The organism is Chitinophaga cymbidii (assembly GCF_007992715.1).
In the GTDB taxonomy this organism is placed as follows: Bacteria; Bacteroidota; Bacteroidia; order Chitinophagales; family Chitinophagaceae; genus Chitinophaga; species Chitinophaga cymbidii.
Genome location: NZ_BKAU01000004.1, coordinates 650,340 through 673,883, shown reverse-complemented (window position 1 = coordinate 673,883; position 23,544 = coordinate 650,340). Strand labels below are relative to the sequence as shown.

Sequence of the window (23,544 nt, the reverse complement as noted above, 5' to 3'; positions counted from 1 at the left end):
TCCCTAAAATCCGGGACAAAAAAAATCCCGGTCTGTGAACCGGGACTTTTACCTGTTTATCTTTTATCAATACAGCAATCGTGTTTTGATCGTATGATTCACTTCTTTCAGCAATGCGAAGGCTTCCTGTGACAGCTTCGTATCCACGTCCAGCACTACATACCCGATGTGGTCGTTCGTTTTCAGATACTGACCGAGGATATTGATGTTTTTGGAAGACAGCGCGCTGTTGATCTCGGACAATACGCCGGGCACGTTCCGGTGGATGTGCAGGATGCGGTGGGTATTTTCCACGGCAGGCACACTGATCGCCGGGATGGTATGCGAGCCGAAGCTGGCGCCTTTTTCCAGGTAGTTCAGCATCTTGGCGCTCACGTCCAGCCCGATGTTATGCTGCGCTTCCTCCGTGCTGCCGCCGATGTGCGGGGTGAGTATCACATTGGGCAGCTGTTGCAGCGGTGTGGAAAATGCCGCGCCGTTCTTTTCCGGCTCTACGGGGAACACATCTATCGCGGCGCCGGAAAGCTGGCCTTTCTCGAGCGCGTCCTTCAGATCGTCCAGGTCCACCACCTCGCCACGGGCGTAGTTGATGAAGATGGCGCCTTCTTTCGCATGTTTGAGTACTTGTTTGGTGATCATGTTGGTCGTGCTCTTGTTGGACGGCACGTGCAGGGAAATGATGTCCGCCTGCCCGAACAGGTCTTTCAGCGTGCGGATCTGCGTAGCATTGCCAAGCGGCAGCTTTGTTTCCACATCATAATAGATCACGTTCATCCCCATTGCTTCGGCCAGCACGCTCACCTGGCTGCCGATATTACCATACCCCACGATGCCCAGCGTTTTACCGCGTAATTCATAGCTGCCGGCGGACTCTTTCATCCAGATGCCTTTGTGGGCGGCGTTATTTTTATCCGGAATGCGGCGGATCAGCATGATCGACAATCCGATCACCAGTTCGGCTACCGAACGGGTATTTGAATATGGTGCGTTAAAAACAGCAACACCCTGGTCGGTGGCCGATTTAAGGTCTACCTGGTTGGTGCCGATACAGAAACAGCCGATGGCCTGCAGCTTTTTTGCAGCAGCCAGTACGGCCGGCGTGATCCGCGATTTTGAGCGGATACCCAGCAGATGGGCGTCTTTCACTTCCTTAATAAGATCCTGCTCGCTGAGCGCGCCGGTAATCTTGCGCGTGTTGACATAACCGGCATCTTTGAACTCCGCTACCGCGGCATCACTGATGTTCTCCAATAAAAGGATGTTGATCTTCTCCTTCGGATAACTGGTTAATTTCTTCTGGCTCATGGTGATCGTTAATTCTTCTGTGACATAAAAATGACAATCGCGAGGGTGCTTTTGTCACTAAAAAGTGGCACAAACCTAGCGGAGTTTCAGCAATAATCAAACATGGAGCCCTACATATTAGAGATTGCTTAAAAAAGATGCCCACTTGTTAAGTTTTTTTGAATATTTTCTACCGGAATCGCAGCAATGGGCATGAAAATTGCTGAAAATCCTGATTTTAAATCTATTATCACCGAGCAACGAATGAACCGTCTGAAGGCAATTGTCTGTGTTACCATCATATCCACGAGCACCACTTTTTACACCGGATGTAACAGCAGTTCCGCCCACAGGAACACCGAGAAAAAGCCACTGAAACCAGTATCGGTCTACAACATCGGCTTAAGCGACGAAGAAGAAAAGGCCATATCCACCAGCTCCTATGCGAAGCACGTCCGGCAGGAAGTATCGGCGCTCATGCAGCACCGCCTGTCTCCCAACACATTCAGCGGCGCTATCCTGGTAGCTAAAAAAGGCGTGGTATTATATGAAAAATACCAGGGCATGGAAAACCATGCCACCAAGGTACCGGTTACCGACAGCTCTTCGTTCCAGCTGGCATCCATCTCCAAAACCTTCACCGGTATGGCCGTACTTTCGCTGATGGAAAAAGGAAAGCTGGGGCTGGACGATCCCCTGCAAAAATATTTCCCGGACTTTCCCTACCTCGGCATCACCATAAGCATGCTGCTGAACCACCGCAGCGGCCTGCCCAACTACCTCTATTTCTGCGACAGCCTCATCAAGGATAAATCCATCTTTCTTACCAACGACGACGTGATCCGCATGATGACGGAACACAAGCCGCCGGCGCAATACCAGCCGGACCGTCACTTTAACTACTGTAATACCAATTACCTGTTACTGGCCTCCATCATAGAAAAAGCAAGCGGACAAAAATATGCGGATTACCTCCAGGAAACTTTCTTCACACCACTGGAAATGACCCATACTTTCGTGGCGGACCCCACGCAGGCGCCGCGCCCGCATCAGACCACCAGCCACCTCTTCAGCTGGAAAGCGGAACCCGATGATCCGTATGACGGCGTGGTAGGCGACAAAGGCATTTACAGCTCTGTGCAGGACATGCTCAAGTGGGACCAGGCCATTTATTCCGGCAAGCTCTTCAAGCCCGAAACCCTCAAAGCCGCATTCACACCATACAGCAACGAAAAACCGGGCATCAGGAATTACGGCTACGGCTGGCGCCTGATGGTGTACCCGGACAGCACAAAGAACATCGTATATCACAACGGCTGGTGGCACGGCAACAACACCGTCTTCTACCGTTTTGTGGCAGACTCCACCACGCTCATCATCCTCGGTAACCGCTATAACCGCGGCATTTACCAGGCCGTACGCCCCCTCCGCGCGATCCTCGGGCATGGGGACGGCGAGGAGGCCGGAGAAGAATAAATCGCAGGCACCTTAAAACCCATAGATAGATCCATCCAACAGCAATAGCCGGGCGCATACCCGGCTATTTGCATTCAAACAGTGAAAAAAGTCCGCCCCGCGATTTCTCTTGCTGGCAGGGCGGAGAGGATACTATCAACCTATATGTTGCGAACTAAAACCTGTGTTATTTGCTGTTTATGCTATTCAATGCATGATAGATCACCAGCTGGTTGCGGGAGATCACCTTATCGCCCGGCCGCAGCCCTTTGCTGATGTAGGAAACATCGTTGAGCGATCCGGATACCTGCACCTCCCGCGTATGAACATTATACTTGTCCCGGAACACCATCACAAAGCTCCTGCCCTTATCGAAGATCACGGCGGAAGACGGGATGGCGGGCATTTGCCTGTCCTCGCGATAACGAAACACCACGGTAGCAGGTGTTTCCGGCCGCAGCTGCATGCCCTCACTGCTTAGCCGGATACGCACCTGCCGGTTGTACACTTTGCCGATCCGCCCTTTAAATACCTGGTCCGGGTAGCCCGCAGCCGTCACCTCCACGGGGTTTCCCGCCTTCAAACGAAAAACGTCACTGTCCGGCACATCGGCCGTGATCCATATCCTGTCCGCCGCCACTGTTCCCCGGAGACGCAGCTCTCCTTCCACAGGTCTGACAATAGTGGTATCTATACAAACAGACGCCATCATAGTATCGCTCAGCACAAATGTGACCGCTTCGGTCTGTTGCTCCTGGCGCTGTTTGCAACCGCTCCATCCCGCCAGGAAAATGAGAAGGAGGATGGAGAAAAAATATGTTCCCATGTTGTGGTAAAGTCATGAAAAGCAGCGGCAGACGTAGCTGCATTCAGGCTGGCCAGTTGTACCTGTATATTTCGCTTGCCTGCCAGTTAAATGAGCGGATCTATGTTGCCTTCGACCTGTCCGCCGCCGCCAATGATTCTCCCTGCAAAGCTCCGACGCAGGCATTAAAGCCACCTTTAAAGCGGATTAAAAAGAAATTAAAATGTTGCATCCCGGGTAAATGTTCGATTCCGGACATGACAAAGGCTAAAACCGGACAAATTCGCTGCATCACCATCCCGCAATACCTTCATAATGAAGCGTTTGATATTTTTGTACCGTTTTTGCAGAAAGTGTGTCGTCAATTCATCCGCCATGTTCAAAAACTACTTCAAGACCGCATTCAGAAGCCTCTGGCGCAACAAGCGTTACTCCATCATCAATATCACCGGCCTTACGGCGGGCATCGCTGTTTTCCTGGTAATCGTTATCATCATCCGGTACGAGCGGAGCTTCGATGATTTTCATCAGCAAAAAGACCGCATTTACCGGGTGCTCACCATCATGGAGCAGCCGGGGAATACCAGCACGTATACAGAAGCGGTGCCCTTTCCGCTGCCTACCGCCCTGCCGCATGACTTTCCCGCTATGGAAGGCGTTTCCGGCGTTGCAACGTTCGGCTTCCGGCAGGTGTCTGTAGCGGATAAACATGGCAATACCATCAAAAAATTCAAGCCGCGCATCTTTTTCGTGGAGCCGCCTTTCTTCCGGATGTTCGATTACACCTGGCTGGCGGGGAATAAAGCCACCGCGCTGAACGAACGCGAAAGCGTGGTGCTTACCAAGTCGGTTGCCGAGAAATATTTCGGGGACTGGACGAAGGCGCTGGGACAAACCGTGCGGCTTGATCTGATATTCAACCTGAAAGTGACCGGCATCCTGGCCGATCCGCCGCCCAACACGGAATTTCAGCTGGAAGTGGTGGTGCCTTACAGCCACCCGCGGTTCAGTGATTCGCAGGACTGGGTGAGCCTGGACGGCATTCATCATTGTTATGTGCTGCTCCGCCCCGGCGAGTCCCCCGACGCTGTGAACCGGCAGCTCCTCGCCTTCTCGGAGAAATACAGGACCGCCAACAACCGCTACACCTACAAGCTGCAACCCTTGTCTGCCGTACATTCCGATAAAGCGACCAACAATTTCCTGGGCCGTGTGGTGCCGGATGACCGTATTCGCCTGCTCTGGCTTATCGGCATTTTCATCCTGCTGATCGCCTGCGTGAACTTCATCAACCTTTCTACCGCGCAGGCCGTGAACCGGGCGCGGGAGATCGGTGTGCGCAAGGTGTTGGGCAGCAACCGCTGGCAATTGCAGGTGCAGTTCCTGGCGGAAACGGCGATACTTGTGCTCTGCTCCCTCCTGCTGGCCGTGCCCGCCGCCGCGTCCGCGCTGCAATACATCGGCCGGGCCATGGACCTGCCGTTACATGCGCGTATGCTGACGGATCAATACCTATATGCGTTACTGTTAGTGATCTTTATTGCCGTCACGCTGCTGGCCGGCTTCTACCCTTCCCTGGTGGTATCCGGTTTCAATCCTGTGAGGGCCCTAAAAAGCAAGGTGACGGCCATCCGCAGCACGGCAGGCATTTCCCTGCGCAGGGGGCTGGTGGTGTTCCAGTTCATCATTGCACAGGGGCTTATCATCGGCACGCTCATCATCCTTCAACAACTGAACTACTTCCGCCGGCAGCCGATGGGATTTACGAAAGACGCCGTCGTTAATGTATCGTTCCGTAACGACAGCGCCGGCAACAGCAAGATCAACTATCTGCGGGACCAGCTGTCTGCCATGAAAGGCGTTGCACAAGTGAGCTTTTCCAACTCCACGCCTTCCGAATCAGACAACTGGTGGACGCCCTTCAAGTTCGATCATGCGGAAAAACAAACCGATTTTGCCGCCATCAGCAAGTGGGTAGACGCCGATTTCATTAATACGTACCAGCTGAAGCTGGTAGCGGGCAGGAACCTTACCCGCACGGATTCCGTCCGCGAGTTCATCGTGAATGAAACCCTGCTGAAAAAGCTCGGCATCACCAATCCGGAAGACATCCTCCATAAAGAAATCAATGTGTGGGACGGATTCGCCAAAGGGCCGGTGGTAGGCGTTGTGAAGGATTTTCATACCGGCACCTTTAAAGAAGCGATCGGACCGGCATTCATGGCGAACGTGAAAAGGCGCTACAATACAGCAGGCATCCGGCTTTCGGGAACAGACCTGCCGGGCTCCATGAAAGCCATTGAAAAGCTGTGGACGGCCAATTTTCCGGAACAGATATTCGAATATCAGTTCCTGGACGACAAGATCGACCGGTATTACCGCGAGGAGCAGCAACAGGCCCGCCTATACGAAATCTTCGCCGGCATCGCCATCTTTCTCAGTTGCCTGGGATTGTACGGACTGGCCTCTTTCATGGCCGTGCAGCGCATCCGGGAAGTAGGCGTGCGCAAGGTGATGGGCGCTACCATTTCCAATATCGTCTTTTTATTCTCGAAGGAATTTATGGTGCTGATCGGGGTTGCATTTGTGATCGCCACGCCGCTGATATGGTATTTCATGCAGCAGTGGCTGCAGAACTATGTATACCGGATAGATATCAGCTGGGGCATTTTCCTTGCGGGCGGTACCGCATCGCTGGCTATTGCGTTGCTAACAGTGAGCTTCCAGGCCCTGAAAGCCGCCATGGCCAATCCTGTGAACAGCCTGAAAGCGGATTAGAGGTGCGGCAGCTGCACGATAAAAACGGTTTCTTCGTTTACGCGGGACCGTACCAGCAGCTCACCACCGTGCAGCTGCACGATCTTTTTGCAGATAGACAGTCCCAGCCCATGCCCCCGCACATGCTGCCCGTTGCGGCCGCGGTAAAAGGGCTCGAATATTTTATTCAGTTCATCCGGAGGGATGCCGGGGCCCGTGTTACGCACGTGCACCAGCATCCGCCGGCTGTCGAAATCAATATGCACCTGCGCGGTGTTATCTTCTGAAAACTTGCAGGCATTATCGAACAGGTTGATGAAAAGCACTTTCAGCAGGCTTTCGTTGCCGTTGCAGGTGACGTAGGTGTCCTGCTCCGGTTCTTTCATGAACTGTATATCCACTTTGCTGCTGGACTTCCGTTTCAGGCGGATCAGGTCACCGGTTTCCAGCAGCAGCTCATCCACCCGCACCGGCGTGAACACGAATTCCTCGCTGCTCAGCTCGGATTGCGCGAGCTGCAGCAATCCGTTCGTTAATTCAGACAACCCTTCCGCATCTTCCAGCACGGATTGCAGCAGACCTTCGTACTCCTCCCCGCTTCTGCGTTTGGCAAGGGCTACCTGCAGCTGGCTGATGATCGCGGCCAGCGGGGTGCGCAACTCGTGGGAGGCATTGCTCACGAAGCTTTTTTGGAGGTCGAAGGAATGGCTGAGGCGTTGCAGCATGGTGTTGAAGTTCGCGCCCAGCTGCGCGATCTCGTCCTTCCCCTTGATCGCCACACGCTGGTCCTGCAGGTTGCTGGCATTGATCTTGTCCGCCTGCTCCACCAGCCTGTCTATCGGCTGCACCATCTTGCGCGCGAAAAAGTAACCGATGACCACGAGCAGGATCACCGCCACGGCCAGCTCTATGATGAGAATGCGTTCCAGGTTGCGGAGGTTCTGGAAACCGTATTTATCGAAAGACGACACGATCACCAACACGGAGGTGTTGCCTTCCGTATAGTAGATCCCGGCGCGCTCGCCCCCGCTGTCTTTATGAATATAACGTTTGTTCGTTTTGATGTAGTCCAGCAGCGAATGCGGCGTACGCACGGCCGTGTCGCGCATGTTGGTGTACAGCAGGTCGTAGCGGTCGTCATACACAAGAATGGTTTCCTGGTAGAGGTCCTGGAAGGTGGTTTTATCCAGTTTCCGCAACAGCCCTATCTGCACTTCGTCGTTCTCGATGATCACCGCGCCGATGGACTTTGCGCGGTATTCCAGCCTGCCCAGGTACTCTTCATGGCGGGTTTGCGCGGAAAAATAGTACGCCAGCACCGCAAAGGCCACCAGCAGGAAGGCGGCGGACAAAGTGTAATACAGCGCTATTTTGTATTTGATCTTCATTCTTCGGAAAGATAGTAGCCCATGCCTGTTTTGGTATGCAGCAGCTTCTGATCAAAATCCTTGTCGATCTTCTTACGGAGGAAATTCATGTAGACTTCTATCACATTCGTTCCGGTGTCAAAATCGATATTCCAGACTTTTTCCGCGATGGTGGTTTTGGAGATGACCTTGCCCTTATGCAGCGCCAGCAGTTCCAGCAGCTGGTATTCCTTGGCCGTCAGCGGAATTTTTTTGCCGCCGCGCAGCACTTCCTTGCGTTCCCGGTCAATTTCCAGGTCCGCGATCGTGATCTTATAGCGGTTGGTGGACGGCACTTCGGCGCCGGCGCGCTTGAGGAAAACACGGATACGCGCCAGCAGCTCACGAAAGTCGAAAGGCTTCACGAGGTAATCGTCCGCACCCAGCTCGAACGCCTGCATTTTATCGTCCATACCGCCGAGGGCGGTGAGCATGATGACCGGCACCCGGGCATTCCGCCGCCGGATCACTTCGCAGATCTCGTAGCCATTGTTATAGGGAAGATTCAGGTCCAGGATCACCAGGTCGTAATCCTGCGTGGCGGCAAGGCTTTTGCCCACGCGGCCGTCATACGCCAGCTCTACTTCAAAGCCGTTCTCTTCCAATCCCATCCGCACGGCGTTGGCTACTTTCACTTCATCTTCAACGATCAATATCCTTTGCATCTTCTAATCGATATGTTTATGATTAGGCAGCACGTTCTCCCGCGACCAGGTGACCTTGCTGCGGAACGGATGGCTGCGCACCGGGCATTCGCTCAGCTGGCAATGCTGGCAGCTGGCGGGAATGCAGGGGTCGATGTGGATGAAGAACTCCACTTCATGTCCGTTCAGCTCCCGGTCCACCAGCTCCTCGAACGCTTTCATTTCCTCATGCGCGCGGCTCAGCTCGAGGTAATACGGCATGGTAACATGGCAATCGATATGATAGTCGATCCCGTATTGCTGCACCCGCATGTTATGCACATCGATCCAGGTGCGGTGGCGGTGCTCGTTGAGGATGGCGATCACCCGGTCTACCACCTGCATGTCCGTTTCATCCATCAACCCGGAAATAGACTGGCGCATCAGCTGATAGCCTTTACGCAGGATCAGCAATCCCATTATCACGGACACCGCCGGATCGATCCAGGTTTGTCCCGTAAAATGTATGAGCACCAGCGCCACGATCAGCCCGGCGGATGTATAGGCGTCCGTCAGAATATGCTGGCCGTTGCCGGCGATGGTGATGGAAGGAAGTTTTTTGCCGGCGCGCACCAGGTAGAGGCCGAGCAGCGCATTCGCCATGGCTGTGCCACCGGTGATCCAGATACCCTGGTCCACTTCCTCGAGCACCGGCTGGTGAATGAAATATTGCGCGGCCTTGAACAGGATGAGGCAGCCGGCGATGAATATCATCGCTCCTTCAAACCCGATGGAAAAGAACTCTACTTTCCCGTGGCCGTAAGGATGATTGGCGTCTTTGGGTTTGCCGGAAAGATAAATGCTGTAACATGCGAATCCTCCCGCCACAACATTGATGATAGACTCCAGCGCATCCGAAAGGATCGCTACCGAGTGTGTCACGAAGTAAGCGGTGAACTTGGCGGTGGTAAGCAACAGGCTGATGCCAAGCGAAAGCAGGATGATCCGAAGTTCCTTCCTAATCAAAAGCGGGTGATTTTAGGCAAAGAAAAAGGAAAGTCACAGAAAAACGGTGATTTTTTTATAACTGGTCATTATTGTAAATTAGCGATACAGCTATGCAGCTCCGCAACGAAATCCTGAAAGAACATTCCAAAGCGCATTCCCTTGTTATCGCCGGATGGATCGGTAACGATCCCGCGCGCATGAAAGCGCTGATGCAGCTTTTCCTGCACGATGAATACCGCGTGGTGCAGCGCGCCGCGTGGATCATGAGCCTGGTGGCGAAGGAACATCCTGCGCTGCTAACGCCTCATTTGCACAGCATGGTGCACCGCATGGGCGATGCGGGCATACCGGTGGCGGTTAAACGAAATGTGGTGCGGGTGCTGCAATACCTGGAAGTGCCGGAAGATCTGCAGGGGCCGGTGATGGACTATTGCTTCCGTTTCCTGGAAGACCCGCAGGAAACCGTGGCGGTGCGCGCCTTTTCCATGACCGTGCTGGCGGGGCTGGCGAAGCAATACCCGGATATCAGACACGAGATCGTGCTGCTGATAGAGGATCAGCTGCGGGAGGGCGCTACGGCGGCGTTTATCAGCCGTGGGAAGAAGACGTTGAAAGAGTTGTCGAAGATCAGGGGTTGAGGATGATGAAAGGCTGAAGCCTGATGACGGTATATCGGGCTGAGGATGATGAAAGGCTGAAGCCTGGTGACGTTTCGGACACCAGCGGCGTTGAAAAATATCTTCCGCATAAAAAAAACCCGGCGCTTTCACGCCGGGCTGTTTCAAATTTCATTTTATCAGTTACCGCTGTTTTCAGCGGGTTTGTTTTCAGCGGGTTTATCTCCCTGGGGCGGCCTGTTGGCGTATTTGATCTCGATGGGCCGGCGTACGGGCGGTGCGCCTGCGGGTTGCTGCGGGCGTGGTTCACGCGGGGCCTGCGCCTGCTGCTGTTCTCCGCCTTCTTTCGGCTCTTTCGCCGGTTTCTTCTTGGCGGATTTCGGCGCAAATATGGCGATCATACGCTTGCCTTCCATTGTGGGCATCCCTTCCAGGGCGCCTACTTCAGAAAGACGTTCCGCAAATTTCAGGAGGATCAGCTCACCACGTTCCTTGAACATGATGGCGCGTCCCTTGAACTGAACATATGTTTTCACCTTGTTGCCTTCCTTCAGGAATTTTTCGGCATGCTTGGCTTTAAAATCAAAGTCGTGATCGTCCGTATTCGGCGTAAAACGGATTTCCTTCACCTCGCTCTTGTGAGCGTTGGCTTTCATCTCTTTCTCTTTCTTCTTCTTCTCGTAAAGGAATTTATTGTAGTCGATGATACGGCATACAGGTGGGGCTGCATTGGGGGATATTTCTACCAGGTCCAGCGACTGATCCTCGGCCATACGCAAAGCTTCCTCCGTCCGGTACACTCCTGGCTCCACGTTATCGCCAACCAGTCTGACTTCCGGCACGCGGATCATTCTGTTGGTACGATGTTCCTGCTGTTGCTCTCTTCTGAAATTAGGGTTTCTACCCCGGTTAAAGTTTGGTCTTGGTCCTTGTTGCATTAAAATGATAAATTGTTAAATAAATCGATGTAGTTGCCGGAGATGTTACTTTTTTATGCCGGCGATACATCTTGCTGGTTAAAATTCTTTATAAACAAGCGGATCATTCAAAAGGTTTACGGTTGATCACTTCGTCCTGCACGAGCTGTGTGAATTCCTCCGTGCTCATGGTGCCGAGGTCTCCTTTCGCCTGCCTGCGCACCGCTACTTTTCCCGCTGCTTCTTCTTTTTCCCCTACCACGAGCATGTACGGTACTTTGGCCAGTTCTGCCTCACGGATCTTTTTACCGATCTTTTCGTTTCTATCGTCAATTTCAGCGCGAATTTCCGCTTTTTTTAGCAATTCTGCCACTTTTTCTGAATATGGCAGGAACTTGTCACTGATTGGCAGAACTTTCACCTGTGTGGGCGTGAGCCACAGGGGGAATTTACCTGCGCAGTGCTCTATCAGCACGGCAATGAACCTTTCCAGGGAGCCGAACGGCGCACGGTGGATCATTACAGGGCGATGCGGTTTGTTATCGGCGCCGATATATTCCAGTTCAAAACGTTCCGGCAGGTTGTAATCCACCTGGATGGTGCCGAGCTGCCATTTGCGGCCCAGGGCGTCTTTCACCATGAAGTCCAGCTTCGGGCCGTAGAAAGCGGCTTCGCCGTATTCCACCACGGTGCGGAGCCCTTTTTCAGCGGCGGATTCGATGATCGCCTGTTCCGCCAGGTTCCAGTTTTCGTCTGACCCGATGTATTTAGCACGGTCTTCCTGGTCACGGAGCGAAATCTGTGCCGTAAAATCCGTAAAGCTGAGGCTGTTGAATACGTAGAGCACCAGGTCTATCACCTTGCAGAACTCTTCCTTCACCTGGTCCGGGCGGCAGAAAAGATGCGCATCGTCCTGCGTAAAGCCCCGCACACGGGTAAGGCCGTGCAGTTCCCCGTGCTGTTCGTAGCGGTATACGGTACCGAATTCCGCGAAGCGCACCGGCAGGTCTTTATACGATTTGGGCGATGTTTTGTATATCTCGCAGTGATGCGGGCAGTTCATGGGTTTCAGCATGAACTCCTCACCTTCTTCCGGCGTGTGAATGGCCTGAAAGCTGTCTTTCCCGTATTTCTCGTAGTGGCCGGAGGTGATGTAAAGGTTCTTGTTGCCGATATGCGGCGTGATCACCGGCAGGTAGCCGCTTTCCACCTGCGCTTTCTGCAGAAAGGATTGCAGGCGTTCGCGCAGCATGGCGCCTTTCGGCAGCCAGAGCGGCAAGCCGAGGCCCACCTTCTCGGAGAAGGCGAACAGCTCAAGCTCCTTGCCCAGCTTGCGGTGATCGCGTTTTTTCGCTTCTTCTATCAGCGCGAGATATTCATCCAGCTCTTTCTGGGAAGGGAAAGTGATGCCGTAGATGCGGGTCAGCATTTTGTTGTTCTCGTTCCCCAGCCAGTAAGCCCCGGCAATATTGGTGAGCTTCACGGCCTTGATGAACCCTGTGCTGGGGATGTGCGGCCCGCGGCAGAGGTCGGTGAAATTACCCTGGGTGTAGAACGTGATGCTGCCGTCTTCCAGCTTTTGCAGGAGGTCCAGCTTGTAGGGGTCCTGCTTGTCGGTGAAATATTGGATAGCGTCCGCCTTGGAGATCTCCCGGCGTACGTAAGCGTTGTTCTGTTTGGCAAGCTCGGCCATTTTCACTTCCAGCTTGCGCAGCTCCTCATCGGAGATCTGGCGGCCGTCCAGGTCCACATCATAGAAAAAACCGCCGTTTTCCAGGGCGGGGCCATAGCCGAATTTCACTCCCGGGTACAGGGCCTCGAGCGCCTCCGCCATCAGGTGCGCTGAAGAATGCCACATGGTCGCTTTGCCGTCCGCGTCCGTCCACGTCAGCAACTGCAATGTTCCGTCTTTCGTAATGGGGCGGGAAGCATCTACCACCTGTCCGTTTACTTTTGCCGCTAAAACTTTGCGCGCGAGCCCTTCGCTGATGGATTTTGCAATGTCCAGTGCTGATACGCCTTGTTCATACTGCCTGACTGCGCCATCCGGGAATGTAATGTTGATCATAAATCCTTTTCTCAAATAAATAGCATGCGAAATTACGAAATCAATCAGTAAATGCCAGCTTTCGTTAAACGCATTTAAAAATAATAGATCCCGGTGGAGATACCTCCGCAGTCCGTCAGATAATCCTGCCCGCCATCGCGCTCACAACCCGGTCGTATTCCCGGCTGAAACCAAATCGCCATACCAGCAGCAATACCAGCAGGAAAGCCGCTTCCAGCGTGAAGAACACCAGCGGCCGGCCGGCGTACCAGAACAGCGCGAAGGTGCTTCCGCCGAGCAGGATGTTCCCCAGGATGGAGGTGTTGGACCGGAAGCTGGCGATATCAAAGGCTTTGCTCACTTTCCTCGGCGCCAGCGCGGACACGAGGAAGCTGATGATGGCGGCGTTGGCATATGCGCAGATCAGGAAAAGAGGATATTTCCAGGACAGCTCCACCGCCAGCAGCACGCCGAGCGACAGCAGGAAGTCCGGCCACGCCAGGCGCAGACTGAACGAAAGGAACCTCCGGAACAGCACGCCCTGCGGCACCATATACGCCATCCGCACAAAAACCTGCGGCACATACCCGAACAGGTTATTCAGCACATAATTGCAGATGACCACCGGCGAGCAGAACACCGCCAGCAGGATAGACAGATCGTCCAGCCGCGCCCGGTTCCGGTCCAGTGTCACCAGCACCAGCACGCAGAATATCGTCTTGAAAACATACGCCGCCATAATGCCCACCCGCAGCTGCCTGCGGCGCGCAATTGCAGCCCAGGTAAGCCCTGCGAGGGACTGGCGGACGTTTCCCCGCCGGGCCGCCGCGGCCACCGGAGTTTTCTGCAGCGTTCTTTTGTATTGCCGTACATACAGCACGCCTGCGAGGAATATGATGCCCATCTGCATATACAGTACATTCCCGGGAAGCACTATGCCCGTGCGCGCATTCAGCCCTTCCGTGAGAATCATGCCGCCCCAAACATCCACCGCCAGCAATAACAACGCCCACCACTGCCGCATCTTCAAAATCCTTTCCGGAAAATAAAAAGCCAGCAGATTCAATCCGCACATCGCCAATAACCGCCCGCTGAACCCGTCCGCCGTCAATGCCAGCACGATGTAAAACACCGCCACCAGCAGGTAAAATGGCGTCACCAGGTCGTAACAAGCCTGCAGCAGCGCTTTCCGTGTGGCGGAAAGCGGGTGTGCAACCAAAAAAATATGCCTGAACGGAACATTCGAAGGGAAATAACCTTTCAGCACCACCAGCGCCCCCACGGCCAGGTTCAGATAGCTCATGAACCGCGCGGGGCTGCTCCCCTGGCTATTCAGCAGCAACCCCGCCCCTGCGGCATAAAGCCCCGTCGTCAACAGCATCAAAAAGAAAAAAAGAATGCGCAAGCCGCCGCTGAAGCTGCTGTCGTTCAGGAAAGCCCTGCCTTTCAGGATGATGATAAATAACAGGAAGCGCATAAGTTATATCAGCCAGTTGATCTTTTCCCCGTCCGTTTCCTGCGGGCGCAATAATGAAAAAAGGGATTCTTCCAGCGAATGCCGGCCGTTCCGGGTGAAATCCTCCATGGTGTTGTAATACAGTATTTTTCCCTGTTCGAGGACCAGCAGTTTGTTACAGCTCTTCTCCACGAAGGAAAGGTCATGCGAAGAAAGCAGCACGGTCCTCCCCTGCCGGTACTGCTGCAGAAAGCCGATGAGCCGCTGGCAACCAAAAGCGTCCAGGCCGGAGAAAGGCTCGTCCAGCACCAGGAACTCCGGCTGGTTCACCAGCGCCCCGCATACGCCAATCTTCTGCATCATCCCGAAAGAATAAGCGCCGATGGCCTTTCCGCTGCTGTCCGTCCCTTCAAAAAAATAACCGATCAGCCCGAGCAGTTCAGCTTCCGCCCGCAGCTTGCCGTTATTGTACAGGTGATTGAGGAACTGAAGATATTGCAGGCCCGTAAGCTCTTCCGGCAGGTATTCCCTGCCGATGTAAAAACCTGTGCGCTTTTTGAAATCCGTATCCGGACCGGGCCGTCCTTCATACAGCATGGTCCCTTCCGTTTGCTGTAAAAGGCCGAGGATGATCTTCAGCAAAGTGGTTTTCCCGGCGCCGTTGCGCCCGACGATGCCTACGCAATCTCCTTTTGTAATGTTGAGGTCGATCTTGTCCAGCGCAACTTTGCGCTCATATGACCGGGTTAATGCAGTTGCCTGGATGATAGTGTTTCCGTTCATTTCCACGCTTTTGAAAACGAGTTAAAAAGATACGGTTTATTTTTACCAAATGGAAACAACAGCAGCGCAAATCATTGATTTCAACGCCAACCTGGAATTCACCGGCAAGCTCCCGCCGGGCATCCGCATCATGAACCCTTTCCGGGAACAGCACGGTGTAATGGACATCGTGCGGCAGTTTTACGGTAAGTTCTACGGCGACCATCGCCGGCGGCAGATGATCGTAGGCATCAATCCCGGCAGGTTCGGCGCCGGCGTCACCGGCATTCCGTTCACGGACTCCCAGCGGCTGGCGGACCCTTGCGGCATAGTGATCCCAGGCATTAAAACCTACGAGCCCTCCTCCGTTTACGTCTACGATGTGATCGCCGCCTACGGCGGTCCGGAGCGGTTTTACGGTGATTTCTACATCGCCGCCATGTCGCCCCTCGGCTTCACCGCGCTGCAGCCCGGCGGCAAGGAGATCAACTATAATTATTACGACAGCAAAGCACTGACCGATGCGGTGTACGGATTTATGATCGACAGCCTGCGGAAACAATTGCAGTTCAATATCGACCGGAGCGTGGGGTATTGCCTGGGAACCGGCAAGAACGCGGATTTCGTCATGCGGCTGAACGAAAAGGAGAAATTCTTCGGAAAGATCATCCCGCTGGAACACCCGCGGTTTGTAATGCAATACCGGAACAAGCGGAAGCAGGAGTATATCGACAAATACCTGACCGCCTTCCACGATCATCCCGTTAAAACTTGAAATTCCAGGTAACCGACGGAATAATGGGAAACAGCGATACCTGCCGGGCCTTGATCTCCAGGTTGCCGTTGAGCACATTCCCCATCTGATCAAAATAGATGAAATACGGGTTCATCCGGCTGTAGGCATTGTAAATGGAAAACGCCCAGGTGCTGGTCAGGCGGCGTTCCGGCTTTTTCTTTTTCGGCGTGTAGATGGCGGACAGGTCCAGCCGGTGGTAAGGCGCCATCCGGTATCCGTTCACATCCCCGTATTCCTGCACCAGCACGCCTTCCACGAAGTAGAACTTCTCCGGCAACGTACTGGTATTGCCGCTGCCGAAGATGAACACGCCGGAAAAGGTCCACCGCTTGTTATGCTCGTACGTAGCCACAACGGAGAGATCATGGCGGCGGTCATATTTGGCGGGGAAGCGTTTTCCGCCGTTCAGCGCCGGGAATTGCCGCCAGGTCCACGCCAGCGTGTACCCGATCCAGCCCGTCAGCTTACCTTTTATCTTGTGCACAAAAAACTCCGCGCCGTAGGCATATCCTTTCCCGAACACAAAATCTTCTTCGGGGTCTGTTAGCGAAGGCGTATACCCTTCGCGGTATTCCACCTGGTTCTGCATGTCTTTGTAATAGGCTTCCACAGAGGTTTCCCAGGCATTATCATTGAAATTCCGGAAATAGCCGAGCGCGTACTGCCAGGAGAACTGCGGCTTCACGCGGTAGGTGCTCGGCACCCAGATGTCCGTAGGCAATGTGCTCCCCGCATTGGTCACCAGGTGAATGAACTGGTTGTTGCGGGATACGGCCGCCTTGATGGAGTTCTGATCGTTCCAGGCATAACGCAGCATGATGCGCGGCTCCCATCCGCCGTAACTGCGCACATTGGCGCCGCGGCCATACACCACGCTGTCCAGCTTGTTGCCCTCCCGGTCCCGCGTGTAGCGGGTATACGGACCGATCTGCCGGAACCCGCTGTAACGGATGCCGATATTCACTTTCCACTGATCGCTGATCTCCCAGTCGTCCTGCACATACAAAGCCGCTTCATGCGCGTATTTGCGGAACGCATTGTCCGGCTGAAAAACCGTGGTATCCTGCCGCCCGGATACGGAAGAAGGGATAAAAGTGTGGTAGATATAATTGCCGCCGAATTTCAGGTGGTGTTTAAAATTGAGGTAATAATCGAAGTCCAGCTTGCCGTTCAGATCGCGGATGCCGGAATTCAGGCGGATGTTGACGCCTTGCTGGGCCGCGTCGAACATAAAATTATAATCGTTGTAGATGAGCGATGTGTTGGCGAACAGCTTTTTGCTGAACACGTGGTTCCAGCGGAGCGTGGCGGTGTTGTTGCCCCAGGGGATGTGCACCTCGAAGCTGCGCTCTTTATTGCGGTAACGGAACACGTCCCGCCCGAGGTAGCCGCTCAGGTAGATGCGGTCCTTGTCTGAAAAACGGTAATTGGCTTTGGCGTTCAGATCGTAAAAATAATAGCCGGAGCCGCTGAAGGAGCTGTTGTCGTTCATGAAAGGCCGTGCAAGAATATCCACATACGTGCGCCGGCCGGAGATCATATAGCTCGATCTGTCTTTCTGGATAGGCCCCTGCAGGCTCAGGCGCGAAGCGATCGCCCCGATGCCGCCTTCCATCTGGAAGTGCTGGTTGTTGCCATCTTTCATGGTCACGTCCAGCACGGAAGAAAGGCGTCCGCCATAGTTCGCGGGCATGCCGCCTTTGATCAGCGTTACATCCTTGATGGCATCCGCATTAAAAATGGAAAAGAAACCGAAGAGATGCCCGGTGTTGTACACGGGCGCTTCGTCCAGCAGGATCAGGTTCTGGTCCGGCCCGCCGCCGCGCACATAAAAGCCCGCGTTCCCTTCCCCGGCGGATTGCACGCCCGGCAGCAGCTGTATGGTCTTCAGCGGGTCCACCTCCCCCATGAGCGCGGGCAGTTTTTTGATCTGCTCCGTGGTCAGCGCGATGGTGCCCATGTCGGTGTTCTTCACATTTTGATCTTTCCGCCGGTCCGTGATCACCACTTCCCTGGCCTGGAAAGACTTAGGCACCAGCAATGCGTTCACGCCCATGCTGCCCTTTACCTGAATGGTGCGCTCCTGCTGTTCATAGCCGATGTAAGTAAAAACGAGGGTGTATGCTCCGGGCGGTAAAGTAATGGCGTAGAAGCCGTAGGTGTTGGTCTGCACGCCCCGGCTGGAGCCTTTCAGGCCGATGCTCGCGCCAATGAGGGATTCGCCGGTGGTACTGTCCCGCACATACCCGCTGATGGCAAAGCGCTGCTGTGAAAGCGACGGCAATGCCAGCAGGCATATATATACCATGATAAAGATATGGCGCATAAGGTATATACGCACAGCACCGGTGTTTTGTTGCCGGCGCCACAAAGCTTGTTGCAAAATTATTGCCGGAAGATTGGCGGAAATCCCCCCGCAGAATTTCATGAATAGCCATCGTGCCTGACAAGCTTAAAGGCTATCTTTGAAACCAATACAACTATTCACTATAAACCTTTAGCAATGAAAACAAAAATCTGGGCCAATTTCGGTGTACAGGACCTGGAACGCACCACGGCGTTCTATAAAAAGATCGGGTTTAAACAAAACGGAGCGTCGGAGCAACTGACCAGCTTCTTCTTTGGCAAGGACAATTTTATCATCCATTTCTTTTTGAAGGATGTGCTTGAGCCGGCGATGAAGGGGCCGATAGTTGATGCAAAAGCCGGGAATGAAATAATATTCACCCTTTCTGCCGACACGAAGGAAGAGGTGAATAACTGGGAAAAAGCGGTGCAGGAAGCCGGGGGAACGATCGTTTCCAGGCCGGAAGAGTTTGGAGAGGGTTATTACGGTTTTGTGTTTGCTGACCCTGACGGTCACCGGTTCAATGTATTTCACATGTAACAACCCTCTCCCCGAAGATGCATTTTACGGGCAATGATCACTGAAAGCGCAACGTGTCCGTCACGCTGCCGCAATGCAGCATTTCATCCCCGAAGTAGGGATTCAGTATTTCCGCATTATCGCTGAGCCAGTAGGCGCCGCGGTCCCCGAACGCCATGGGGCAATGCTGGCGGTACACGGTGCCGCCTTTCAGCCCGGTATTCTGTAACAGGTCGTACAACTGGTCGGACACCATTTTGAACGACGTACGCCGCGCTTCCAGCCCGCCTTTCTCGATCAGCATGCCATTCAGCTCCGCTGCGATGTCGCCCGCGCTGCCCAGGAGGATGCCCTTGCGGGTGGAATCCACTTCCAGCCGGGCCACCGGCAGGCTGTCCAGATGATATTTCAACGCCGCCGCCGCTATGTCCGCCGCCTGCGTATCCGCTTTCACCAGTGCGCCTGACAATTGATAGTATGCGCTCATGGCCAGTTTCAGAGAATCATAAAATTCCGGGGACAGGCTGGATGGCAATCCGGCCGTTTCCTGCTGCGTGTCGTCAGCCGCCGCCGTCTTGCCGGGTTGCTGACAGGCGGCGAAAACAGCGCCCGCAGCCAGTATCCATAAACATTGTTTCAAACGCATACGATTGGTTTTTGGGCAAATATACCACCAAAAAATGTACTATCTTTGCGCGTTTAACAGCAATTTTAGTATGCTCATCGCACTGCAGGACATCACATTTGAATTTGGCGCAAGAACGATCGTGGAAGACTCTTCCTGGCACATCGTGCCCGGCGACCGCGTTGGCCTCGTGGGGCTGAACGGCACCGGTAAATCCACCCTGCTCCGTATCATCAACGGGGAATACACCATTTCGAAAGGCAGCATCAACAAGATAAAGAACCTGAGCATCGGTTTCTTTAACCAGGACCTCCTCAGCTTTGAAACCGACGATTCCATCCTGAACGTGGGCATGACGGCCTTTGAACAGGCGCTCAAGGTGGAAAAGGAACTGGAGATCCTTACCGAAAAACTGGAACATTCCCAGGATGAGGCCCTGCTGCATGAGTACAGCGACAAATTGCACGAGTTCGATACGCTGGACGGCTACAATATCCGTCACAAGACCGCCACGGTGCTGGAAGGTCTCGGCTTCAGCACGGCGGACCTGGAACGCCCTTACAACCAGTTCTCCGGCGGATGGCGCATGCGCGTACTGCTGGCCAGGCTCATCCTGCAGCAGCCCGATGTGCTCATGCTCGACGAACCGACGAACCACCTCGACCTCCCCTCCATCGAATGGCTGGAAAAATATCTCTCCAACTACAACGGCGCCGTGATCATCGTATCGCACGACCGCTTTTTCCTGGACAGGATGGTCAATAAAGTAGTGGAGCTTTACCAGGAGGAACTGCATCACTACAGCGGCAACTACTCCGCTTTTGAAGAAGAGAAAGTCTTGCGCCGCGAGTTACAGCAACGCGCATACGAAAATCAGCAGGATTACATCCGCCAGCAGGAAAAGTTCATCGAACGCTTCAAGGCGAAAGCCTCCAAAGCGGCGCAGGCGCAGAGCATCGCCAAGCGGCTGGACAAACTGGAGCGCGTGGAGCAGGTAGATGGCGGCCCCTCGAAGATCCGCATGAACTTCTCGGTAGACAAAATGCCCGGCAAGATATTAAGCACGCTGGAAGGCGTGAGCAAATCCTTCGGCAACCTGCACATCCTCAGCAATGCCAGCGCCGAGATCAACCGTGGGGACAAGATCGCGCTGATCGGCGCCAACGGTAAGGGTAAATCCACCCTGCTGCGCGTGATCGCCGGCACCGAACCCATCGAAGGCAACCGCACCCCCGGCCATAACGTGGTGATGAGCTTTTATGCGCAGCACCAGCTGGAAGCGCTGCATATGGACAACGAGATACTGGAAGAGCTGAAAAGCTGCGGCAGCGGCAAAACGGAAATGGAACTGCGCTCGCTGCTCGGGTGCTTCCTGTTCCAGGGCGACGATGTGTTCAAGAAGATCCGGATATTGTCCGGCGGTGAAAAAGCCCGCGTAGCGCTCGCCAAAGTGATCATCAGCCAGGCCAACTTCCTGCTGCTGGACGAACCCACGAACCACCTGGACATGAACTCCGTGGAAATGCTCATTGACGCCCTCGGCAAATACGAAGGCAGCCTGGTGCTCGTGTCGCACGACCGTTATTTTGTGAGCCGCACGGCCAACAAAATATGGGAGATCGTAGACGGCGAGATCAAGGAATTTAAAGGCACCTATGCAGAGTGGGAAGAATGGAAAAAACGCATGGCCCAGCAGGCGCAGCCACCCAAACCTGAAAAAAAAAGCGTGGCAGCCCCGCAGCAGCCGGCCGCTAAAAATCCCCCCATCGATAAAGAACTGAAAAAAGAGCTGCAAAAGCAGCAAAGGCAATTCCAGCAGCTGGAAGAAAAGATCGCGAAGCTGAAAGCAGACGTGCAGCAGCTGGAAACGGCGCTGGGAAACCCCGATGTGTATAGCGACAAGCAAAAGTTCCGCACAGCCGAAGAAGCATATAAACAGGCCGGAACGGCGCTTGCGCAGGCGAATGAGGAATATGAGAACGTATTTGAGAAAGTAATGGAGCTGGAAGCGAAGGTGCAGGGGTAAACGCGTTCAATGCAACCTTTTCAATGAAACTATTTCCCGCCATATTATCCTGTTTTGTTTACACCTCCCTGTACGCGCAGGACACCTCCCGCGTGATCGTATCCCGCGATACCCTGAAAGGCGTCACCATTACCAAGGTAGTGCCCCGCACCCTGGGCATGGAGCACTTTTCACTGAAAGAAATGGAGCATATCCCCGTTTTCATGGGCGAGCGGGACATCCTGAAAACAATACAGCTGCTGCCAGGCATCAAATCCGCCGGCGACGGTAACAGTGGCTTCTACGTAAGAGGCGGCAGCGCGGACCAGAACCTCATTCTGCTGGACGGCACACCGGTGTACAATGCGTCCCACCTCATGGGCTTCTTTTCCACCTTTAACGGCGACGCCATCAAAGACCTTTCCTTTTACAAGAACGCCATGCCTGCGCAATACGGCGGACGCCTTTCCTCGGTGGTAGACGCCACTACCAACAATGGCGACGACGAACAGTATCATATCAGCGGCGGCGCCGGGCTGATCGCCGCGCGCCTGAACGTGGAAGGCCCCATCGTCAAAAATAAATCCTCCTTTCTCCTGTCCGGCAGAAGAACGTATGCGGACCTGTTCGCCAAGCTTTCACGGGATTCCGCCATCCGCAAAAGCGACCTGAACTTTTACGACCTGAACCTGAAAATGAACTTCCGGCTTGGCCTGAAAGACGAGCTGGACCTTTCCGCCTACACCGGCAAAGATGTGATGCGGCTCAGCAATGCCTTTGGCCTGGAATGGGGCAACAGCGTAGCTTCCCTGCGCTGGCGGCATATCTACAGCAACAAGCTCATGTCTTTCCTGTCCGTGCACTACAGCAGCTACGAGAACACCACTTCCACCCTGCTGGCGGACGAAGCTGTGTCCATCTATTCAAGGATCAGGGATTACACCGCGAAAGCGGAATTTCTCTATACCGCTAACGCCCGGCATGAAACCCGCGCCGGATGGCAAAGTACCTGGCATACAATGTACCCGCTGCTGCTGGAAGGCGGCGAAAACTCCGGCATCAATAACCAGCAGCAACCCAAAAGATATTCGCTGGACAATGCTCTCTATGTCAACAACACCTGGAAAGCCAGCGACCAGCTCAACATTTCATATGGCCTTCGCGCAACCGGGTTCATGGTATTCGGCGGCGGGGATTTTTACCGGATCAACGAAGATGGAAAGATCACCGATACCCTGCGCACCGGCCGCGGTGAAGTGGTAAAAACCTACCTCAACCTCGAGCCCCGCGTTGCCATCCGCTATGAAGTGCACAAGACCGGCTCGCTCAGCCTTGCCTTCACCCGCAACGTGCAGCATCTGCATCTGATCTCCAACGCCACTTCCGCCAATCCAACCGATAAATGGATTGCCAGCTCCAACCTGATCAAACCGGAAATTGCCGACCAGGTAAGCGCCGGCTATTCCAGAAGCATCTCCGGCGACAGGTACGAGCTGACGGTGGAAACCTATTACAAATCGCTCAAAAACCAGCTGGACTACCGCAACGGCGCCGAGATATTTTCCAATGAGCCTATAGAAACCATGCTGCTCGTGGGAAAAGGCCGGGCATACGGCATGGAATGGCTGCTGAAAAAGAAAACAGGGAAGCTGACCGGCTGGATCGGGTATACGCTGTCCAAAACAGAACGCAGGATCAACGGCATCAATGATAACGAATGGTATAACGCGAAGCAGGACAGAACGCACGAGATATCCGTTGTTTCCTCCTGGCAGGTGTCGAAAAAATGGGTGCTTTCCGCCAACTGGGTGTACCATACCGGCAATGCGGTGACCTTTCCCGCCGGCAAGTACATCGTCATGGACGACAGGCTGGTGTATTATTACACCGAACGCAACGGCTACCGCATGCCCGCCTATCACCGGCTGGACGTGGCGGCAACGCTGCAGCTGCGCAACTCCGCGCTGCACTTCGGCGTGTACAATGCTTATGGCCGGGAGAACGCCTATTCCATCTACTTCCGCGAGTCCAGGGAAAACCCGGATTACACGGAAGCGGTGCAGGTGACCCTGTTCCGTTTCGTGCCTTCCATCACTTACAATTTCAATTTTTAAT

At 54.1% G+C, this 23,544-nt stretch carries 19 protein-coding genes; 8 read left to right on the top strand and 11 right to left on the bottom strand.

Annotated features, from left to right (window positions below):
- Positions 1-66: 66 nt before the first annotated feature.
- Entirely contained in the window at positions 67-1,305 is a 1,239-nt protein-coding gene (serA, locus tag CCY01nite_RS18915; protein ID WP_146865068.1) for a phosphoglycerate dehydrogenase, read from the bottom strand.
- A 243-nt stretch (positions 1,306-1,548) separates the two neighbouring features.
- On the opposite strand from serA, the gene CCY01nite_RS18910 reads away from it, so the two are divergent.
- Positions 1,549-2,760, top strand: a complete 1,212-nt coding sequence (locus CCY01nite_RS18910) for a serine hydrolase domain-containing protein (RefSeq protein WP_146865066.1) — start codon at positions 1,549-1,551, stop codon at positions 2,758-2,760.
- A 166-nt stretch (positions 2,761-2,926) separates the two neighbouring features.
- On the opposite strand, the gene CCY01nite_RS18905 is transcribed toward CCY01nite_RS18910, so the two are convergent.
- Positions 2,927-3,565 (bottom strand): efflux RND transporter periplasmic adaptor subunit, encoded by a 639-nt coding sequence (locus CCY01nite_RS18905; protein ID WP_146865064.1) that lies wholly within the window; start codon positions 3,563-3,565, stop codon positions 2,927-2,929.
- Positions 3,566-3,579: 14 nt separating this feature from the next.
- Between CCY01nite_RS18905 and CCY01nite_RS26915 the strand changes: the two genes are divergently transcribed.
- Both CCY01nite_RS26915 and CCY01nite_RS18900 read left to right on the top strand, forming a co-directional pair.
- Positions 3,580-4,065: a hypothetical protein gene (locus tag CCY01nite_RS26915; protein ID WP_246129978.1), complete on the top strand. Its 486-nt coding sequence runs from the start codon at positions 3,580-3,582 to the stop codon at positions 4,063-4,065.
- Positions 3,980-6,322 (top strand): ABC transporter permease, encoded by a 2,343-nt coding sequence (locus tag CCY01nite_RS18900; RefSeq protein ID WP_246129980.1) that lies wholly within the window; start codon positions 3,980-3,982, stop codon positions 6,320-6,322. The genes CCY01nite_RS26915 and CCY01nite_RS18900 overlap by 86 nt, the downstream gene beginning before the upstream one ends.
- On the opposite strand, the gene CCY01nite_RS18895 is transcribed toward CCY01nite_RS18900, so the two are convergent.
- Genes CCY01nite_RS18895 through CCY01nite_RS18885 form a run of 3 tightly spaced genes read right to left on the bottom strand, consistent with a single transcriptional unit; the run spans position 6,319 to position 9,356 of the window.
- Positions 6,319-7,689, bottom strand: a complete 1,371-nt coding sequence (locus CCY01nite_RS18895; protein WP_146865060.1) for a sensor histidine kinase — start codon at positions 7,687-7,689, stop codon at positions 6,319-6,321. The genes CCY01nite_RS18900 and CCY01nite_RS18895 overlap by 4 nt on opposite strands.
- Positions 7,686-8,372 carry a response regulator gene (locus CCY01nite_RS18890; RefSeq protein WP_146865058.1) on the bottom strand — a complete coding sequence of 229 codons (687 nt, stop codon included), beginning with the start codon at positions 8,370-8,372 and terminating at the stop codon, positions 7,686-7,688. Before CCY01nite_RS18890 ends, CCY01nite_RS18895 begins: the two co-directional genes overlap by 4 nt.
- A 3-nt stretch (positions 8,373-8,375) precedes the next feature.
- Positions 8,376-9,356: a cation diffusion facilitator family transporter gene (locus tag CCY01nite_RS18885; RefSeq protein ID WP_146865055.1), complete on the bottom strand. Its 981-nt coding sequence runs from the start codon at positions 9,354-9,356 to the stop codon at positions 8,376-8,378.
- A gap of 92 nt (positions 9,357-9,448) precedes the next feature.
- On the opposite strand from CCY01nite_RS18885, the gene CCY01nite_RS18880 reads away from it, so the two are divergent.
- The gene (locus CCY01nite_RS18880; protein ID WP_146865053.1) at positions 9,449-9,976 is read left to right on the top strand and encodes a HEAT-like fold family protein; all 528 of its coding nucleotides are present in this window, start codon (positions 9,449-9,451) and stop codon (positions 9,974-9,976) included.
- 158 nt (positions 9,977-10,134) lie between these two features.
- On the opposite strand, the gene infC is transcribed toward CCY01nite_RS18880, so the two are convergent.
- The 4 genes from infC to CCY01nite_RS18860 form a co-directional block, all read right to left on the bottom strand.
- Positions 10,135-10,893: a translation initiation factor IF-3 gene (gene infC, locus CCY01nite_RS18875; protein ID WP_146865051.1), complete on the bottom strand. Its 759-nt coding sequence runs from the start codon at positions 10,891-10,893 to the stop codon at positions 10,135-10,137.
- A 103-nt stretch (positions 10,894-10,996) separates the two neighbouring features.
- Positions 10,997-12,940: a threonine--tRNA ligase gene (thrS, locus tag CCY01nite_RS18870; protein WP_146865049.1), complete on the bottom strand. Its 1,944-nt coding sequence runs from the start codon at positions 12,938-12,940 to the stop codon at positions 10,997-10,999.
- Positions 12,941-13,055: 115 nt separating this feature from the next.
- Positions 13,056-14,396: a hypothetical protein gene (locus CCY01nite_RS18865; protein WP_146865047.1), complete on the bottom strand. Its 1,341-nt coding sequence runs from the start codon at positions 14,394-14,396 to the stop codon at positions 13,056-13,058.
- A gap of 3 nt (positions 14,397-14,399) precedes the next feature.
- Positions 14,400-15,158, bottom strand: a complete 759-nt coding sequence (locus CCY01nite_RS18860; RefSeq protein ID WP_146865044.1) for an ABC transporter ATP-binding protein — start codon at positions 15,156-15,158, stop codon at positions 14,400-14,402.
- Positions 15,159-15,207: 49 nt separating this feature from the next.
- Between CCY01nite_RS18860 and CCY01nite_RS18855 the strand changes: the two genes are divergently transcribed.
- Complete coding sequence (locus CCY01nite_RS18855; RefSeq protein WP_146865042.1) at positions 15,208-15,912, top strand: uracil-DNA glycosylase family protein; 705 nt, start codon at positions 15,208-15,210, stop codon at positions 15,910-15,912.
- Here CCY01nite_RS18855 and CCY01nite_RS18850 read toward each other — a convergent pair.
- Positions 15,902-18,241, bottom strand: a complete 2,340-nt coding sequence (locus CCY01nite_RS18850; protein WP_246129977.1) for a TonB-dependent receptor — start codon at positions 18,239-18,241, stop codon at positions 15,902-15,904. The genes CCY01nite_RS18855 and CCY01nite_RS18850 overlap by 11 nt on opposite strands.
- A 195-nt stretch (positions 18,242-18,436) precedes the next feature.
- Here CCY01nite_RS18850 and CCY01nite_RS18845 point away from each other — a divergent pair, with 195 nt between their 5' ends.
- Entirely contained in the window at positions 18,437-18,820 is a 384-nt protein-coding gene (locus tag CCY01nite_RS18845) for a VOC family protein (protein WP_146865038.1), read from the top strand.
- Between the two features lie 37 nt (positions 18,821-18,857).
- Here CCY01nite_RS18845 and CCY01nite_RS18840 read toward each other — a convergent pair whose 3' ends face one another.
- The gene (locus CCY01nite_RS18840) at positions 18,858-19,445 is read right to left on the bottom strand and encodes a DUF3347 domain-containing protein (RefSeq protein ID WP_146865036.1); all 588 of its coding nucleotides are present in this window, start codon (positions 19,443-19,445) and stop codon (positions 18,858-18,860) included.
- A gap of 70 nt (positions 19,446-19,515) precedes the next feature.
- On the opposite strand from CCY01nite_RS18840, the gene CCY01nite_RS18835 reads away from it, so the two are divergent.
- Both CCY01nite_RS18835 and CCY01nite_RS18830 read left to right on the top strand, forming a co-directional pair.
- Positions 19,516-21,450 carry an ABC-F family ATP-binding cassette domain-containing protein gene (locus CCY01nite_RS18835; RefSeq protein ID WP_146865034.1) on the top strand — a complete coding sequence of 645 codons (1,935 nt, stop codon included), beginning with the start codon at positions 19,516-19,518 and terminating at the stop codon, positions 21,448-21,450.
- A gap of 23 nt (positions 21,451-21,473) precedes the next feature.
- Positions 21,474-23,543, top strand: coding sequence for a TonB-dependent receptor plug domain-containing protein (locus CCY01nite_RS18830; RefSeq protein ID WP_146865032.1), 2,070 nt, complete (start codon positions 21,474-21,476; stop codon positions 23,541-23,543).
- The last annotated feature ends 1 nt before the right edge of the window (position 23,544 follow it).

Coding starts and splice junctions, on each gene's coding strand:
- serA (WP_146865068.1), bottom strand. CDS start 1,305: ATGAGCCAGAAGAAATTAACCAGTTATCCGAAGGAGAAGATCAACATC.
- CCY01nite_RS18910 (WP_146865066.1), top strand. CDS start 1,549: ATGAACCGTCTGAAGGCAATTGTCTGTGTTACCATCATATCCACGAGC.
- CCY01nite_RS18905 (WP_146865064.1), bottom strand. CDS start 3,565: ATGGGAACATATTTTTTCTCCATCCTCCTTCTCATTTTCCTGGCGGGA.
- CCY01nite_RS26915 (WP_246129978.1), top strand. CDS start 3,580: ATGAAAAGCAGCGGCAGACGTAGCTGCATTCAGGCTGGCCAGTTGTAC.
- CCY01nite_RS18895 (WP_146865060.1), bottom strand. CDS start 7,689: ATGAAGATCAAATACAAAATAGCGCTGTATTACACTTTGTCCGCCGCC.
- CCY01nite_RS18890 (WP_146865058.1), bottom strand. CDS start 8,372: ATGCAAAGGATATTGATCGTTGAAGATGAAGTGAAAGTAGCCAACGCC.
- CCY01nite_RS18880 (WP_146865053.1), top strand. CDS start 9,449: ATGCAGCTCCGCAACGAAATCCTGAAAGAACATTCCAAAGCGCATTCC.
- infC (WP_146865051.1), bottom strand. CDS start 10,893: ATGCAACAAGGACCAAGACCAAACTTTAACCGGGGTAGAAACCCTAAT.
- thrS (WP_146865049.1), bottom strand. CDS start 12,940: ATGATCAACATTACATTCCCGGATGGCGCAGTCAGGCAGTATGAACAA.
- CCY01nite_RS18865 (WP_146865047.1), bottom strand. CDS start 14,396: ATGCGCTTCCTGTTATTTATCATCATCCTGAAAGGCAGGGCTTTCCTG.
- CCY01nite_RS18860 (WP_146865044.1), bottom strand. CDS start 15,158: ATGAACGGAAACACTATCATCCAGGCAACTGCATTAACCCGGTCATAT.
- CCY01nite_RS18855 (WP_146865042.1), top strand. CDS start 15,208: ATGGAAACAACAGCAGCGCAAATCATTGATTTCAACGCCAACCTGGAA.
- CCY01nite_RS18850 (WP_246129977.1), bottom strand. CDS start 18,241: ATGGTATATATATGCCTGCTGGCATTGCCGTCGCTTTCACAGCAGCGC.
- CCY01nite_RS18845 (WP_146865038.1), top strand. CDS start 18,437: ATGAAAACAAAAATCTGGGCCAATTTCGGTGTACAGGACCTGGAACGC.
- CCY01nite_RS18840 (WP_146865036.1), bottom strand. CDS start 19,445: ATGCGTTTGAAACAATGTTTATGGATACTGGCTGCGGGCGCTGTTTTC.
- CCY01nite_RS18835 (WP_146865034.1), top strand. CDS start 19,516: ATGCTCATCGCACTGCAGGACATCACATTTGAATTTGGCGCAAGAACG.
- CCY01nite_RS18830 (WP_146865032.1), top strand. CDS start 21,474: ATGAAACTATTTCCCGCCATATTATCCTGTTTTGTTTACACCTCCCTG.